The following is a 16328-nucleotide window of genomic DNA, read 5'->3' as shown; positions in this document are numbered from 1 at the left end:
GTTAATTAGGCTTTGCTGATCTGACACAAGCTAGACTTCGTCTCTTGCATCTGAGTCACAACGTCATAACCATAGGTCATTACTGTATTGGCAGCTTCACCAATAACATAAGGAACCGTGCCTTCTGGGTAGTTTTTCTCTAGGCTCTTGCCTTCGAAAACACCTGCGAAGTGGTATGGCATGAAACATTCACCAGCAATGACTCGTGGAGTCACCATTGCTTTAACTGTGATTTTAGCGCCTTCTGGACTGTGAACGAATACGTCATCACCATCACGTAAGCCGCGATCTGCTGCATCAGCAGGGTTAATCTCAATAAACATTTCTTGCTGTAATTCTGCAAGCCATGGATTTGAGCGCGTTTCTTCACCACCACCTTCATACTCAACTAAACGACCCGTCGTTACTGCTAATGGGAAGTCTTTTGCAAAGTCTTTATCTTGAATAGACTTATACAGAGTAGGAAGACGTGCAACCATACGATCTTCGTAGGTTGGGTACTTAGACACTAAGTCACGACGAGGGGTATATAATGGCTCGCGATGGATTGGGATATCATCTGGGAAGTTCCAAACAATAACACGCGCTTTCGCGTTACCGTAAGGGATACAACCGTGATTAATCGCAACACGTTGGATACCACCAGAAATATCTGTTTTCCAGTTTTTCCCTTCAGCATGAACTTTTTCTTCAGCGGTTAAATCATCCCACCAGCCAAGCTGTTTAAGCATGTCTGCAGTAAATTCAGGATAACCGTCTTGAATTTCACTGCCTTTAGAGTAAGAACCTTCAGCAAGAATGTTGTTACCTTCATGCTCTACACCGTAACGTGCACGGAAGTTACCACCACCATACTTAACTTCACGTCCAGTACGGTACAGAATTTGTGTACCTGGATGTTTGTTTTCTGGTGTGCCCCAACAAGGCCAAGGTAAACCATAAGTCTCACCTTTAGCTGGACCACCTGGTGCTTCTAAGCTTTCAATATCGAAAGTGCCCCAGTTTTCTTGGTGCATTTTCAAACGCTCAGGGCTTTGGCCTGTGTAACCAATAGTCCACATACCTTTGTTGAACTCGCGCGTCATATCTTCGATTAATGGCTCATCGCCATTCACTTTAATATGCTTACAGAATTCAGCTTCGATGCCCCATTTTTTCGCCAGCTTGTACATAATAATGTGGTCAGCTTTTGACTCAAATAAAGGATCGATAACCTGTGTACGCCACTGTAGTGAACGGTTTGAAGCCGATACAGAACCGTAAGTTTCAAACTGTGTCGCTGCTGGCAGTAAATACACACCATCAGTACGTTCGTGCATGACACCTGCCATTGTTGGGAAAGGATCCACAACAACTACTGTGTCCATTTTGTTCAATGCTTCACGCACTTCACGGCCACGAGTTTCAGTGTTAACTGATTGACCCCAGAAGAATGACATACGGATGTTGTCGTTCTGAGCAATCTTAGATTTGTCTTCAAGTACACCATCATGCCAACGTGAACATGGGATACCCGTTGAAGTCATTGGGTCTTGGCCTAAATGTTGAGCTTGGTCGAAACGGCTTTTAACCCAATCGAAATCAAGATCCCATACATTACACCAATGCTTCCAAGAACCCGTTTTCAGGCCGTAGTAACCAGGTAATGTATCGAACAATAAGCCAAAGTCAGTTGCACCTTGAACGTTATCATGACCACGGAAAATGTTAGTACCACCACCTTCAACACCCATGTTACCAAGGGCTAATTGGAGGATACAGTATGCACGAGTGTTCGCATTACCGACGTGATGCTGAGTACCACCCATACACCAAACCACAGTACCAGGCTTAGTCTCTGCGAGTAATTTAGCCACGCGATGCATTTGCTTTTCTGGTACACCAGCAACATTTTCAACTTCCGCAGGGTTCCACTTCTTCACTTCCTCACGGATACGTTCCATACCGTATACACGTTGGTCGATGAAAGTTTGGTCTTCCCAGCCGTTTTCAAAAATGTGCCACAACAAACCATAAATGTAAGGAATATCCGTACCAGGACGAATATGCACGAACTCGTCAGACTTAGCTGCAGTTCGGGTGAAACGAGGGTCGACTACGATAATTTTCGCGCCGCGCTCTTTACCTTCAAGGATGTGTTGCATTGAAACTGGGTGAGCTTCACAAGGGTTCGAACCGATAAACATCATCGCTTTCGATTTACGAATGTCATTAAATGAGTTCGTTTGCGCACCGTAACCCCAAGTGTTTGCAACACCGGCTACAGTGGTAGAGTGACAAATACGTGCAGAGTGGTCGACGTTGTTCGTGCCCCACATTGCCGCTAATTTGCGGTACATATAAGCTTGTTCGTTTGAGAATTTAGCACTACCCATGAAGAACACTGAATCAGGGCCTGACTCTTGACGAATGTCGAGAGCTTTTTGACCTACTTCTTCAATCGCTTGTTCCCAAGAAAGTTTCTTCCACTTTCCGCCTTCCAGCTTCATTGGGTACTTAAGACGTTTTTCACCATGGCCGTGCTCACGTAGTGCAGCACCTTTAGCACAGTGACCACCAGCGTTAAATGGGTGATCGAATGCAGGTTCTTGACCTGTCCACACACCATTTTGTACTTCAGCGTAAATACCACAGCCCACTGAACAGTGAGAACAAATAGTACGTTTTACTTCAGTTGGTGCATCATGTGGTACGTCTTTAGCTTCTGCTTTACGCATCATTCCAGCACCAAGCATTGATGCAGCGGCGATACCACCTGTTGCGAATGTTGCTGACTTTAAAAATTGGCGACGATTCAGTCCAAGTGCAGGCTTATCTGCCACTTCAACTGTCTCTGTTTTGCGGGTTAATCGCATCACATATTCTCCTTAAATTACTTACTACGTAACGTGTCGTAGTAACTACGTACATGGCTTGTTTCTCTATAACCATCACTTTTACCCACAACTGGTGTGGCTTCTGGTGAGGCAGCTAGAGCTTGTCCGCTAACAGTAGCAACTGCGCCAGCGGCACTGCCGACAGCCAATGCTTTTAGCATTTGACGACGACCCATGTCGGAAGCTTGCTTCTTCATAGTCTCTCCTTAATAAACGCTTAAAATAAAAGGGTAAATACACCCTAGATTGAGTGGGAGTAACCTCCCGTTTCGGTCTATGCCACTGAATTTACATTCAGTGGCATAAATCTTTGTACCAACAACAATGTAGGCTAATTAAGATGCCAATTCATTGGTTGAAGGTTCAATTTTTTCTGCAGATTCTGATGCAGAAGCTTCTGCTTCACTGCCTGGGCAGTTCACAGGGATATCTAAGCTTAATTGCTCAAATTCATTTGCTTCTACTTCAAAAAATGCTTTAGCTAGTAATGCAACTGGAGCGTAAAATGCAGCACTAGGTGTTTTTTCTAATGTGTCACAAAAACGAGCTATCCAGCTGCCAATATGGCGTTGGTAAAACGCTAACTGACGGTAACCGGGTGCTTCTAAAATCAGAGTCCCCATCACTTCACATAATGCAGCAACATGATCTTCAGGCTCTTTCACTTCATCTTCGCGTGCAAAACCCAGTTGCAGTAGGTCTTGACGCAATAAAGCCAAAGGCTTATCCATCAATGAACCTGTCATAAACCAACTTGCATAAGGCAATACTTCACCACGACCAACACCGTAAAAAATGTTGAAGTATTCTTCTTCGAGTTCTTTTTCGGTGTACTGAGTTGCAGCAACTTTCAATGCAGCCCAAGCCGCTGTCATGTCATTTTCTTCTTCAGCATCGATTTCAAGCTCAGCTAAAAACGCTAGCAGTTCAGCACTTGGCTCACGGCGTAATAAGGCTGCTAATATTTGGTAAATATCTGCCCGTAGCTGATCGTTTTCTGAAATTTCTCTAACTAATTCGGTCATATCGGGTCTCTTATCGAAGTTGCTTCTCAGGGTCTTCAAGAATGTCTTCAAACATATCTTTTACGCGGCAATCACCACACATTTTTAAACGCTCAATATTGGCGTTAAATGCTGAGTGACCTCCAATCATATCAATCATGCGATGAACCATTGATTGAGTTGCAAACGCTGTACCACAGCGAATACATTCAAATGGAGGTTCTTCTTTTAAGGTTTGGCGCTGCTGACGTGACGCTTGGTCTAAGTTGACTTGCGAAGTAATCGTAATCACATTCTCAGGACAAGAGCTTTCACATAAACCACACTGAACACAGTCTTGTTCAACAAAATGTAGTGCAGGTTTATCACCGCCATCAGTCAATGCTTGAGTAGGGCAAGTCGCCACACAAGACATACATAAAGTACATTTGTCTTGATTAACTTCGACTTTACCGTAAGGCACATTGTGAATAGCAATACAGGTGTCACTTGCTGCAGCTTGTTGATTAAGGTGATCAATAGCTGCATATAATGTTTCACGCTTGGTTGTTTGCGTGAAAGCTGCTGGCACAGTTAATGGCCAATCTAAACTTATAGCCAATTTGTCATTAAGTGACGCTAAGGTCTCTGTATCAATTAAACTAATACGTTGCGGCTGACCCATTTCATCTAAAATAGTATTCGCCAGCGACAATTCACCGTTCAACATTTGCGTCAATGTCGGTGCAGTTGCATCTGTATTTAAAATTAATACCTGACGTGCGCCCCAAGCTAACGCTGACATCCAATGATCAATACTGGCAACGGTAATTTCTTCCAGTTCAACCGGAATAATGTCACCGACCAAATCTGCAGTAATTAATTCAGCACCAACGGCACTGTCATGGAATAAAATGACAGGTGCAGCTTGAGCTTGCTCAAGGTAGCGGCTAATTAACTTTTGAATGTAACTATGAAGTGCTTGTGGCGTTGGTAAATCAAATGCGATTGCACCAGTTGGGCAAGCATTGGTACAACTGCCAGCACCATGACAAAGGTATGGATCGATTTCAATTTTCTGCTCGATACTGCTAATCGCATCTGCAGGACAGAAATTCAAACAACGGTTACAGCCATTAACGCCATTACGGTTATGTGCACAGATATCACTGTTCACTTTCACATAGCGTGGCTTATCAAACTCACCAACAAGGTCTGGAATTTGCTCTAATGCATCAGCGAGTTTTTCAGCATCTTGGCCGACGTAAAAGTAACCCGGTGGCAGCATTTCAAGGTTTAAACATGGCTCCATGCTCAAATCTAAAACGATATCAAAATGCGGCTTACGGATGGCGACTAAGCTTAATTCAGCTGCTTTACTGTCTTGTCCGTCACTTTCTACTGTTACTTGGAATTGGCCTAAAAAGCCTTTAACAGAGATAAGTTTGTTGTAATAGCTTTCACTATTCACAGCAGCATTCATTACCGCTTCAAGATGCGCTTCATCTTGGCTAGTAATGGCTTCGTTAGCCAAAATTATGGTATTGGCCATAGTAGACAGTTTGTCTGCAGCTAATCGAGCCAAATCTTCTGGGCCGATGACTAACACATTGCCTTCAGTCGTATAACTGACTGTTGGTGGGATCAAGTTTTGGATCACTTGAGTCTGTGCTAATACCTGCTGGCGAACTTGTTGTAGTTCAAGCGGGGTTTGACTATTGCTCACATTGCGTTCCTGAACAGTTTTCAGCTGCGGGGAATACTTATTACGCTGTTCAATCCATTCATAATCAATGCGTCATCTACTCGCGTTAATTACATCAGCTAAAACAATAAGTAAAACACCTAACACGCCAAAATAGTGGACATAAAATTATTGCGTCGAACTAGACTTTTACTTGGCTTTGAAGCGGTTGTTCCACTTCCTGCGCCAGAATCAGATCATCATTCTGATTAATTAAGTCAGTCTCTGCGACTAATTCACTCTTCTCATTTATACCTTGTGGGGCATCAGCTGCATCACCAACTGTGTCATCTCCCTCACTGGCTAATAACTCTTCATCTTCAGCTGTTTCTTTCTCGTCTTTCATGACGTTTCGGAAAACTTTTTTGGCCAACTCAGCAGAGACTTCTGGGCTCAGTTTGGGTTGGTTGCTGTAATCTAAGGCATACTCAAGTAAGCCATCAATTTCGTTATACTGTGGTTGTTTCCATAACGCTTTTAACGCTGCCGATTTTGCCTCAGGAGAGACATTAGCTCCCATAAACGAAGCAAAACTACCGCCAACTTCGATTTTTTCTGGATCAGGTAAATCTTCAGCTTCAAGTATCTTCTCAGGTTGGTCTGCTTCTGCCGACTCAGCTTGAGCATCATTACTTGGGATTTCTTCGTTATCAGCTTGCGCCTGTAAAGCTTGTGCTTGTTGCTCTTGTTGAGCTAACTCAGCAGCTTCTGCTTCAACTTGTTCGCGACGCTCTGTCCAGCGAGAGAAAAATCCTCTAGGTTTATCGCTCATTAATGACTCCGAAGGTGATCTGTACTTGGGCCTTGATCCTTGCGGCGATTAACGTGTTTACGTCGTTTAGCTGAAATTTCAACTTCTCCATGACGCGTGATAAATGCTTCAACCCAACATGCTAATGCTTCTGGCATCGGCATATTTAACACCGGAGTTTCTGACTCTAAGCAACCGGCAGCGACATTTTGGTCACATGAAATAACGGCAGGAACATAGGTTCCATCCGCTAGCTCATCACACACGATATAAAGCATGGTGTTGTCCATATCTAAATTGATACGGTAACTTCCGCGCTCATCTTTATGTAATTCAAATAACACTAACTTCGCGCCCTCGGGAGCTTCGTGAGTCGCAGGAAGCATTTGATCGACTTCCCACGTCACCGATGGCCACCGACCTATCATTTTCTCAACTTTCTTGAGTGATACGTACATAGGCCAAACATTTTCAGTGTGTTGCATAAAAGCTGTGCCCTTAAAAACATGAATCAACGAGGAATAAACAAAAGAATAATAAATACATAAACTTAATTAACAATTGCGTGACCTTTTCAAATACGAAATATGGCCTTATTCCTCTATATAGTCATTAATCTGCAATAATAGTGCCAAATAAAATCAAACCAAAAATTTGACCTAGATCTCTTATTCAACATTAAGAGTAGGACAATTTGTCCATATTGCTAATTTTACTAGGACATAAGGCTACGTTAATTAGCTGTTCCTGATTAACTTTTGTGTTAGATCACGCATTTACAATCTACTTGCTGTTACGGGAACAAAAGTTGCTATGCTGATACGCAGTTACTTTAATCACGATACTCATCTTAAAGCCGATGACGGCAATGGATGACACAGTCAGAGGCCTCAATATCAATGACGCAATCCAATACACGTGCTAAAGCCCCACTGAAACTCGTCAAAACTCAAGCAGAAGTGCCTTTAACCTTGCCAGTTAAAGCCATAAATGAATTAGGCGAGAGCATTGATAAATTTGTCGCCTGCGAGCGACCACTGACGGTTTACTTGAATTGGCAACCCATTGTGACCTTAATGACTTTGGGCGCTAAGCCTGAGTCTCTTGCCCTTGGCTATTTGAAAAACCAAGGGTTTGTGAATGATGCGAATTTACTCGAATCAATTATTGTCGATTGGGATGTCAATTCGGCAGCTATTCTGACGCAAGAACAAACCGCCGATTTAGATGCAAAGCTCTCTGAAAAAACAGTGACCTCAGGTTGTGGACAAGGCACGGTGTATGGCGGTTTCATGCAAGGGTTGGATGATATCAACTTACCGACACCAGAACTCAAGCAATCTACCTTGTATAGCTTGCTAAAAAATATCAACGCTTATAACGAGACCTATAAGAATGCTGGCGCGGTACATGGTTGCGGTATTTGTAAAGACGATACCATTCAGGCCTTTATTGAAGATGTCGGGCGTCACAATGCTGTTGATACTCTAGCGGGTGATATGTGGCTTGAAGGTGAGAACGGCAATGATAAGATCTTTTATACCACCGGTCGTTTAACCAGTGAGATGGTGATTAAGGTTGCCAAGATGGGGATTCCAGTATTGCTTTCTCGTAGTGGTGTAACCCAAATGGGACTTGAATTAGCACAAAAGATGGGCATTACCATTATTGCGCGAGCTAAAGGGCGCCACTTCTTGGTTTACCATGGCGCTGAAAACATTGAATTTGATGCTAATAAAGAGAAATAACATCATTTATTCACGCTGAGTCAAAAGTGTGTTTTAGCAAAAAAGTCTACTAAAAAATGGCTCCAAACAAGGAGCCATTTTTATTGCATATTTCTAAATTTTGCCCATTGAAACCGCTGCGCTTTGGTTAAAAAGCTCCATGCCAATACTCGAGTAATCTTATTTCCCTGTTGCATTTCAATGGTTTTGACACTATCTGCTGATAGTTTCTCTAACAAGGCATAACACGGCTTAAGGTTTTCTGATTTAGACACTAACGAACTAAACCACAAGCACTGTGAAGCAAACTGCTGACTTTCAGTAATCATATTAGCTAAAAACTGCTGCTCACCACCTTCACACCATAACTCGGCTTTTTGGCCACCGAAGTTCAAACCACTTACTGCATTATCTGGTTTTTTAGTGGTTAAAGTTCCAGATGCAGCACCTTTAGCTGTCCCCTTCTTTGCTCTGTTAGCAGCTAAATTGGCGTTTTTCTTTGCACTACCTTGGCTTGCCTCTTCGAGAGAGCGATGAAAAGGCGGATTACACAATGTGATATCAAAGCGTTCATTCTCAGCAATGATGCCGCTAAAGATGTGATTGGGGTTATGTTGCTGACGTAAAGAAATCTTTCTTTTAATCGCCTGATTTTTATCAGCAATACTAGCAACATTGGCAATCGATATAGGATCAATATCACTGGCAACAAATTGCCAACCGTATGACTGAATCCCAAGTAATGGGTAAATACCGTTCGCGCCAGTACCAATATCTAACGCAATGACTTTCTGACCTTTCGGCACTTTGCCTTTGTCACTTAATAAGTCCGCAATGTAGTGTAAGTAATCAACTCTACCTGGAACAGGTGGGCATAAAAAGCCTTGGGGAATATCCCAATGCTCAATCTGATAATCAGTTTTTAGGATTGCCGCATTTAATGTTTTAACTGCTTGAGGATCAGAAAAATCGATTGATAAGTTGCCATAAGGATTAGGCTTAACAAAGTGGGACAATTTGGGGCACTTTGAAATAAGCTCTTCAAAATCATAACCTTGGTTATGCTTATTACGAGGGTGTAAGGTCTTTGATATCGGTTTAGCGACTTTAACCTTCGACGATTGAGAAGGTTTATTCACCTTTTGAGTTTGCTTGGCACTTTTCGTATCGAGATTAGATTTACGTGCAGTGCCTTTGCTTGATGCTTTGTCTGCTGATGTCGATTGATTTTTATGTTTCATTAATCGTATAAGTACTTAGTAAACAATAAATTAACGACTATTTGTTGCCCAGTTTCTTCTTCTAGAAGCCTATTAACGGTTTCGTAGCACTCACGTCGAATGTCTTCACGGCCCGTTAATGATTTCACTTTGTCTTCCGCTTGGTTACCTAATACCTCAACAATTGCTGAGCGTAACAATGGATCATGATGCTCAATAAGCAAAAGGTGATCAGGATCTTTTACCATCAATTCTACACTGATTTTAACAAAGCCTAACTTCTTACGGTTTGAAATGTAATTCGTCACTATGTCAGGTTCAAACCCATAATAAGCAAAGTTTTCTACCGTTTTTTCATCGGCACTATATACATTCATCGATAACATCATTGAAAGTAAAATTGCGTATACATACTTTGCCATAGTTAAACAAACTCCATTATTTATATAAGCTCTGTCGTGATAAACTGCACTCGTTGTGTACATTGTAACGAGTAATGAATGAAAGTGACCAGCCTTAGCTTCCCTTATGGTGAATCAATCCAATGGTTTTCACCTGAGAATTTCAATTCTATGCCAAAAACAGCGCTAAAAGAATGGTTACTTGCCACAGGCAGTTTAACTCAAAAATTAAGAAGCTGTTGCCAACATTTTGAAGTCAAAGTACTTGGGGAGCATCTAACGACCCCGTTAGCTGGCGAATGTCCTCATCAACACCGCGTTTGGGTTCGAGAAGTTTTATTATGCCTCGATGGCGAACCTTGGGTTTTTGCACGGACATTAATCCCCGAAGTATTAACCACTTTTCACCAACATAACTTCAAAGCACTCGGCACTAGACCCTTAGGTGAATTGCTATTTTCAAGTAATGATATTGTCCCAGGAAAAATTGAAGTTGCTGAGTTTGAAAGTTGCAGTAAGCTAGCCCAACTGGCCACCAGCTTATCTCAAGAGGTGAACGCGCCTTTATGGGGGCGTCGCCGTTATTTCAATTTAGCTAACCAAGACATTATCGTCAGCGAAATATTCTTACCAGCTGCTGTCGCTAAGATTAATCAATCTATTTAATTCTAGAACAACGCCTAACAATAAAAAGGCAGGGATTTCGCCCTGCCTTTTAACATATCTTGTGTCTTCGCTAAAACAGCGTTAACAGCGCTTTTGTCTTCCAGAGGCAAACAGACCCAATAAAACAATCGATAACCAACCAAGGCTACCGCCACTGCTGCTTGATGGCTCCACTTTTTCTTCTGCTATCTCAGCTGGCAAAGTTAAACTCCATGCATGCCGCTTTTCAGTGCCCTTTTCATCAGTGACGCTCAGCACGATAGTATAAGACCCAGCTAAGGCATAGGTATAATTCTCAGGGCTCATACCCACTATCGTATTGCCATCACCCATATCCCATGAATAATTCAACTCACCAAAGCCACCCGTCGTGGTATTAGTTAACTTAACCGTCATACTGTCATCGCCAACAACTGCAATCTCAAAATTGGCGTTCAACTCAATGATCACTTCAACAATCTGATTGTGAGTCACAGTTGCCCCTTCTGAGTCAGTCACCGTCAGTGAGACCACAAAGGCATCTGATGAACTATAGGTGTGCGTTGGGCTAGCCAAAGTACTGGTTGCATTAGACTCACCAAAGTTCCATAAGTATGTGTAATCAGCACTACCACCTTGGATTACAGCACTAAAGTCAGCGGTATAATCAGTAACGACAACCTCAAAACTGGCTTCAAGAGTCGACTCGTCCGGATTTGTAACCACCGCATTTCGCTTAAACTCTACTGTCGCGGTGTCACTATTTGATGACTGAGCTATCACACTCATGGTTAAACCTAGCTCTTGCAATACCAAGCCTGATTGAGGTTTTAATGGCGCACTATAATCTCGACTGTCATCAAACAAACTGCTGTTACTCAAATGAGTATCCGATGCATAAGCTGATTGTGGATATAAACTGAAACTCGCGTCACGGATCTGTACATCCGTGCTGTTATTGCCAATAAGGTTTTGATCCGCATCAACAACACCAATTAAGCCGTAACCTGCATGCTCACCAACGTTATTATCTTCATAATTACTGTTTTCAAGCCAAAGCAGCACACCGGCCTCGTAACCGATATTTTCAAGACCTTGGTCAATGCCTTGATAGTTACGCAGCTGGACAATATAACGCTGAGGCAAACCGGGTAAGGTATCTTCAATTCGGTCAAAACCATTGAGAGTGACAGCCCCAGCAACTTCAGCACCATCTTGAAGTATCACACTTCCTTGATGATTTATTTCAATATCATCAATAGCAATACCATAACCACCTACAGCCTCGTCGGTAATATAATTGATTTGAATTTGTACATTCTGCCCTGCAAAACTGGTTAAATCATAGGTGAGTTCAACCCAGGAATCAGAACCAATAGCACTGCTATTATCACTCGATAAGCCGGAAATATAGTGATTAACACCACCATAAAGTGGATTATTAGCCACGGTATGATTACCTTCAATGGCAACCCCATCAACCAATACTTGTGTGTAATCGTAGTCTACCTCGATATCCCAATGCGCTTGAAAAGACAGAGATAACGGCGTGCCAGCAGGTAAATCAGCATCAAAGCTCATGCTATTAGACATTAAATGACCTTTGCCTGAGTGATACTGATACTCACCTGTCAATGGCTGTTTAAAGTCGACTCCTGAGGATGGAATAGCAATGGAGAGTTGGTTAATATCATCAGCGTTCACTGCTGACACTAAATCAGCGCTAAGTCCTGACTGGTCAATATCGTCCCAACTAATTGATTGTTCGTTAACCCACTTGCCTTTATAACGCTCTTGTAAATATGAACGGGCATACGGACTAAAACCTGAAGGCCTGGTCCCTGCAATATAAGTTCCACCAGTCGATTGCCCGACCCAAGAACCACCAGACATTAATGACCAACTCCCGACAGGCGAACCATCACCACTATAAGCAGTGTCATACTCATCTGGTAAACCTAAGTCATGACCAAATTCATGGGTGATAACTCCCGTTGCCGAATCAATAGGCTGCACTGTGTAACCATAAACCTTCATTGATGTGCCAGGAATGGTGCTCCCAAAAGAGCTGGCACCGACAAAGAATCGATGCGACCAAATAGCATCAGTACCTAAGGCGCCGCCTCCCGCCTCTTCACCGACACTAGAGTGAAAAATAACAATATGATCAATAATGCCATCAGCTTCATCCAAATTACCGTTGTTGTTCACATCATAAGGATCTTCAATATCAAACTGGGCTAGCTCAGCACTCGTCATGCCAGCAACAGCTTTGGTCACCGCTTCCATGACTAAATCCGGAGCCGCCATATCATTGTCATCATTATCTGTGTCATTGCCACCATAATGCGCGGCATTATTATCTGCAGTAACCCAGCCTTTAACTTCACCGTTAAAGGTAAAAGTATCACCGGATGCTTGTTCAAAATACTGATATGCAGTTTCTAGGTTTTCACCATTAGGACCAGTAAAGCCAGTGGTAGAAAACAAAATGTCTTCATAATGTGCCACTGAATAATCATTGTAATACATACCTGTATCGGCCGCTGTCAGCCGATTGTCGTTGTATGGCAAATCAGGAAAATCGACTAGAACAGCAAGCACATTTACGCTTTTCTTTATGTCACTATCAGCAAAGGCAACAACAGAGGCCGCATTTTGCAGCTTAGTTCGTGCGATTTGATTCACACGTTTAGTTTGCGCTAATGGTACCGCATGATTGTTTGCGCGAGTTTTACGCGTAAAATTAGCAACTGCAATTTGCTTTTCAGCATCTGAAGCATCAACACTCAGCTCACCCCGTTTCGTTAACCAATAAACAATTTGTTGCGGGTTTATCACCCCTGCATCGGCAGGTGATGTGTGCTTTACTGGAGCCGCCAAGGAAGGAGCACTCAAAATTGCCGCCAAGGTTAATGCTAAAGGAGTGATAAAAGATGACTTGCGGTGCTTTAATATATTAACCATAACTACTTCCCTTGATTACATTTCTTGTAAGCATTATTGCGCTTAGCGATATATTCATTAACAACAGCTTGCTGCTCAGCAGCAGTCATCTCAGAAGTAATATCTCCTCGCTTTAGTAAATTGTTTCTAATTCCTTGAGTGTCCAGCGGAGGCGGCGTCGCACCGCATTGAACTTTAGGAGGCTTAATTTCTGCATGGGTATTTTGAACTGCAGTTTGGTGGCTGCATGCCAGTAAAGAACCGCTTAAAAGTACTGCTAAAATCCGTTTCATAAGTCAACTTACAACATTGTAGATTAACCAAACATTAACAGTTGTTACCGCGTGATCACAAATTAAATCCACAGAATTTTAACCCCATTTACATAGCCAGTGTTTACATAAATAGACAGTGGTTAAGCAAGATAAATAAACTGAATTTTTTCAGCTTGTTAGCCTTGAACAATGACAACAAAAAAGGCCGCAATTGCGGCCTAGGTATACATACTTTATTTAAAAGGTTGAGCGCTTATGCAGTGCTTTTCAAATAACTCGAAACACCATCTAAGAACATTTGTACTGAAATCATCACCAATACCATTCCCATCAGTCGCTCAACCGCAGTGAGTCCTTTTTCGCCCAGTAGTCGGGTGAATACTTTATAAAATAGTAAAATCACCGCACTCACGCCCCACGCGGCAAGCAACGCAATAGTCCAGTCAGTCATTCGGGAGCTATCACTATGGGCAAGTAGAATTAATGCCGCCAATACAGAAGGGCCAGCCATTAGTGGGATTGCCATTGGTACAATAAAAGGCTCTTCGCCTGCAGCAAGTCCGACGACTCCGCCCGGCTGCGGAAATATCATTTTAATCGCAATTAAAAATAAAATAATACCGCCAGCAATACTCACCGACTCTTGGCGTAAATTGAGGAAATTAAGTATCGCTTCGCCAGCAAATAAAAACAGCAGCATGATGGCTAACGCAATCAACAACTCACGAATAAGCACGCGACGACGTTTTTTAGGTTCGATATGTCGCAAAATTGAGGCGAAAATCGGTAAATTCCCTAAAGGATCCATGATCAAAAATAGCATCACAGCAGCTGAAAATATGTCCATTACAAATATTCTATTATTAATTAACAAAGAAGCGCCATTGTATACTTAATGAGGCTGTTTTGGAGGTATGAACAGTAAGATTTGTTTATATTTGTCGGTTTTCGTGGATGTTTACCGTGTAAATTCTAAAGATGATGAATAATCAAGCTAAGCAAGTATTAAGTTAAATGAAATACTAGGATATACTTGATTGTTTTTTTCGTTTCTTTGATTCTTTTGGATTCCATGCTCTATCTTGTCGCTAGTTGTATTGCACTTTTATTCGGACCACTTTTTTATCGCTACTTCTCATCGGGAAGTGGGCTACAAAAAGGCTTGGACGGATTTATCTTCGTCTCTTTAGGCGGGCTAGTGCTTATTCATATTTTGCCTGAACTACTCGAACACGGCGGGATTCTCACATTATTATTTGTCGTGCTTGGCCTTTGGGGGCCTACAGCAAGCGAACGACTATTTCATCGATATTCTGAAATCACTCATAACGTCACCTTAACCCTAGGGATTGGTGGTTTATTGCTGCACACCATTACTGATGGCGGTGCAATGGTATTGGCTCAGCAAGAAGGTAATTCAACTTTACTTGCTCTTGGAGTCATCATGCATCGACTGCCTGTTGGTGTGGCTATTTGGTGGTTATTAAAGCCGCAAGTAGGCACAAAGTGGGCGAGTGCAGTGCTTGTGGCAATGATGGCATTAACCTCTGTGGGTTATTTTGCCGGTGAGCAACTACTACAGCATTTAAGCATCGACAATACTGTTTACCTCCAAGCATTTGTTACTGGTTCTATTTTGCATGTGGTGCTACATCAACCCCATGGCAATCAAAATGATGATGTCCAAGGTCGTTACCAATATCAAGCGGGTATTGGCAGCTTACTGGGTGTTGGATTACTAGCATTGTTATTACTTGTTGATACAGGTGGTCATAATCACCATAGCCACGGCTCAGATCAATTTATGACTTGGTTACTCACAATCTCACCAATTCTGATTCTAAGCTATTTGATCGCGACGGCACGATTTAAAGCGGGTTTATCGCCTTTAAACGAAGGGTTAGCTAGTCGCTGGCTACAACGTTTAGCGGGCCCTGAAGCATTGATAATTACCCTATTATTACTCGGTCCATGGTTTGCAATATATCAAGCCATTGGTTTATTGGTTATTGGTACATTATTGAGTTTAGGTAACGTTGAGCTTACTGATCCCCATGAAAACCTACCGCAATCAGCATGGCGTTTTGGTTTTGCACACTTGGTAGATAGAAGCGCCCCTTGGATTGCTTTAAGCCTTATTTTGGCGAACTTAATTGGTCACCCATCGATACACCTTGAGCACCCAGCGCTGCAAGTATTGATTCTGTTAGCGGTATTTTTACCAATGCGTTTCTGTAATCTAGGTGCTGCGGTATTAGCCCTTTCACTAGCCTATAGCGGCTGGAGTAATGTGGCTGTTGCGTTTGCCTTAATCGCTGCGCCCGTACTCAGTATTAGTCAGCTTAAACTGATGAGTTGGGGAATGCGCGCCGCTTTATCGACAGTGTTAGTTGTAGCTTTGTTATTTGCACATCACTATCTTGTCGATTGGCACCAATTATTAACCTTGCCAGATAGCATCAACATTACTGCTGCTGTGGTAGTAGGGTTAATCTTTAGCGCCAGCTTATTGCGTTTAGGCCCAAGAAAATTCCTCAGTCGTTTGCTGATTAAGTTTAACAGCCACAGTCATGATCACAGTCATAAAGACGGCCATGAGCACAATCACGGTCATCATCACTAAACTTATGCCAGCTTATTCTAGCCAAGCATTGTCGTAGCGCTTGCTGCGACAATCGCGCAGCAGGATATAACGGTAACGTCTTAATTTAATCCGTTTATTTCACCCATACTGCTTTACTAATGCTTCACCTGTAAATT

Annotated in this window: 14 protein-coding genes; 3 read left to right on the top strand and 11 right to left on the bottom strand. The window is 42.5% G+C overall.

The window, feature by feature from the left end; all coding sequences use genetic code 11:
• Positions 1–5 precede the first annotated feature (5 nt).
• The 6 genes from Q4600_RS15985 to Q4600_RS15960 all read right to left on the bottom strand — a co-directional run bounded on the left by Q4600_RS15985 (position 6) and on the right by Q4600_RS15960 (position 6839).
• Entirely contained in the window at positions 6–2855 is a 2850-nt protein-coding gene (locus Q4600_RS15985; RefSeq protein WP_102527586.1) for a formate dehydrogenase subunit alpha, read from the bottom strand.
• 17 nt (positions 2856–2872) lie between these two features.
• A complete protein-coding gene (locus Q4600_RS15980; protein WP_102527585.1) occupies positions 2873–3073 on the bottom strand; it encodes a twin-arginine translocation signal domain-containing protein in 201 nt (66 codons plus the stop codon).
• A 138-nt stretch (positions 3074–3211) separates the two neighbouring features.
• Complete coding sequence (locus tag Q4600_RS15975; RefSeq protein WP_102527584.1) at positions 3212–3901, bottom strand: molecular chaperone; 690 nt, start codon at positions 3899–3901, stop codon at positions 3212–3214.
• Positions 3902–3911: 10 nt separating this feature from the next.
• On the bottom strand, positions 3912–5585 hold the full coding sequence (locus Q4600_RS15970) for a 4Fe-4S binding protein (protein ID WP_303517110.1): 1674 nt from the start codon (positions 5583–5585) through the stop codon (positions 3912–3914).
• 160 nt (positions 5586–5745) lie between these two features.
• Positions 5746–6375 carry a DUF3306 domain-containing protein gene (locus Q4600_RS15965; RefSeq protein WP_102527582.1) on the bottom strand — a complete coding sequence of 210 codons (630 nt, stop codon included), beginning with the start codon at positions 6373–6375 and terminating at the stop codon, positions 5746–5748.
• The gene (locus Q4600_RS15960) at positions 6375–6839 is read right to left on the bottom strand and encodes a DUF3305 domain-containing protein (protein WP_102527581.1); all 465 of its coding nucleotides are present in this window, start codon (positions 6837–6839) and stop codon (positions 6375–6377) included. The genes Q4600_RS15965 and Q4600_RS15960 overlap by 1 nt, the downstream gene beginning before the upstream one ends.
• 414 nt (positions 6840–7253) lie before the next feature.
• On the opposite strand from Q4600_RS15960, the gene Q4600_RS15955 reads away from it, so the two are divergent.
• Entirely contained in the window at positions 7254–8102 is an 849-nt protein-coding gene (locus Q4600_RS15955; RefSeq protein ID WP_229370273.1) for a formate dehydrogenase accessory sulfurtransferase FdhD, read from the top strand.
• 80 nt (positions 8103–8182) lie between these two features.
• On the opposite strand, the gene rlmF is transcribed toward Q4600_RS15955, so the two are convergent.
• Both rlmF and Q4600_RS15945 read right to left on the bottom strand, forming a co-directional pair.
• Positions 8183–9322: a 23S rRNA (adenine(1618)-N(6))-methyltransferase RlmF gene (gene rlmF / locus Q4600_RS15950; protein WP_303517109.1), complete on the bottom strand. Its 1140-nt coding sequence runs from the start codon at positions 9320–9322 to the stop codon at positions 8183–8185.
• Complete coding sequence (locus tag Q4600_RS15945) at positions 9322–9723, bottom strand: flagellar basal body-associated protein FliL (protein WP_102527578.1); 402 nt, start codon at positions 9721–9723, stop codon at positions 9322–9324. Before Q4600_RS15945 ends, rlmF begins: the two co-directional genes overlap by 1 nt.
• A gap of 78 nt (positions 9724–9801) precedes the next feature.
• On the opposite strand from Q4600_RS15945, the gene Q4600_RS15940 reads away from it, so the two are divergent.
• A complete protein-coding gene (locus tag Q4600_RS15940) occupies positions 9802–10368 on the top strand; it encodes a chorismate lyase (RefSeq protein WP_248956677.1) in 567 nt (188 codons plus the stop codon).
• Between the two features lie 81 nt (positions 10369–10449).
• On the opposite strand, the gene Q4600_RS15935 is transcribed toward Q4600_RS15940, so the two are convergent.
• The 3 genes from Q4600_RS15935 to Q4600_RS15925 all read right to left on the bottom strand — a co-directional run bounded on the left by Q4600_RS15935 (position 10450) and on the right by Q4600_RS15925 (position 14415).
• Complete coding sequence (locus Q4600_RS15935) at positions 10450–13314, bottom strand: immune inhibitor A domain-containing protein (RefSeq protein WP_303517108.1); 2865 nt, start codon at positions 13312–13314, stop codon at positions 10450–10452.
• Between the two features lie 2 nt (positions 13315–13316).
• On the bottom strand, positions 13317–13586 hold the full coding sequence (locus tag Q4600_RS15930; protein ID WP_229370175.1) for a hypothetical protein: 270 nt from the start codon (positions 13584–13586) through the stop codon (positions 13317–13319).
• Between the two features lie 235 nt (positions 13587–13821).
• Complete coding sequence (locus Q4600_RS15925; protein ID WP_102527576.1) at positions 13822–14415, bottom strand: YhgN family NAAT transporter; 594 nt, start codon at positions 14413–14415, stop codon at positions 13822–13824.
• A 225-nt stretch (positions 14416–14640) separates the two neighbouring features.
• Between Q4600_RS15925 and Q4600_RS15920 the strand changes: the two genes are divergently transcribed.
• Entirely contained in the window at positions 14641–16191 is a 1551-nt protein-coding gene (locus Q4600_RS15920) for a metal transporter (protein WP_102527575.1), read from the top strand.
• Positions 16192–16328 lie beyond the last annotated feature (137 nt).

This window comes from Shewanella sp. 2_MG-2023 (genome assembly GCF_030548905.1).
Classification (GTDB): Bacteria; Pseudomonadota; Gammaproteobacteria; order Enterobacterales; family Shewanellaceae; genus Shewanella; species Shewanella electrodiphila.
The sequence above is the reverse complement of the archived record's forward strand: the minus strand, read 5'-3'. Positions and strand labels throughout refer to the sequence as shown.

Bases quoted from the DNA above. Each gene is read 5' to 3' on its own strand.
- Q4600_RS15985 (WP_102527586.1), bottom strand. From the start codon at position 2,855: ATGCGATTAACCCGCAAAACAGAGACAGTTGAAGTGGCAGATAAGCCT.
- Q4600_RS15980 (WP_102527585.1), bottom strand. From the start codon at position 3,073: ATGAAGAAGCAAGCTTCCGACATGGGTCGTCGTCAAATGCTAAAAGCA.
- Q4600_RS15975 (WP_102527584.1), bottom strand. From the start codon at position 3,901: ATGACCGAATTAGTTAGAGAAATTTCAGAAAACGATCAGCTACGGGCA.
- Q4600_RS15965 (WP_102527582.1), bottom strand. From the start codon at position 6,375: ATGAGCGATAAACCTAGAGGATTTTTCTCTCGCTGGACAGAGCGTCGC.
- Q4600_RS15960 (WP_102527581.1), bottom strand. From the start codon at position 6,839: ATGCAACACACTGAAAATGTTTGGCCTATGTACGTATCACTCAAGAAA.
- Q4600_RS15955 (WP_229370273.1), top strand. From the start codon at position 7,254: ATGACGCAATCCAATACACGTGCTAAAGCCCCACTGAAACTCGTCAAA.
- rlmF (WP_303517109.1), bottom strand. From the start codon at position 9,322: ATGAAACATAAAAATCAATCGACATCAGCAGACAAAGCATCAAGCAAA.
- Q4600_RS15945 (WP_102527578.1), bottom strand. From the start codon at position 9,723: ATGGCAAAGTATGTATACGCAATTTTACTTTCAATGATGTTATCGATG.
- Q4600_RS15940 (WP_248956677.1), top strand. From the start codon at position 9,802: ATGAAAGTGACCAGCCTTAGCTTCCCTTATGGTGAATCAATCCAATGG.
- Q4600_RS15935 (WP_303517108.1), bottom strand. From the start codon at position 13,314: ATGGTTAATATATTAAAGCACCGCAAGTCATCTTTTATCACTCCTTTA.
- Q4600_RS15930 (WP_229370175.1), bottom strand. From the start codon at position 13,586: ATGAAACGGATTTTAGCAGTACTTTTAAGCGGTTCTTTACTGGCATGC.
- Q4600_RS15925 (WP_102527576.1), bottom strand. From the start codon at position 14,415: ATGGACATATTTTCAGCTGCTGTGATGCTATTTTTGATCATGGATCCT.
- Q4600_RS15920 (WP_102527575.1), top strand. From the start codon at position 14,641: ATGCTCTATCTTGTCGCTAGTTGTATTGCACTTTTATTCGGACCACTT.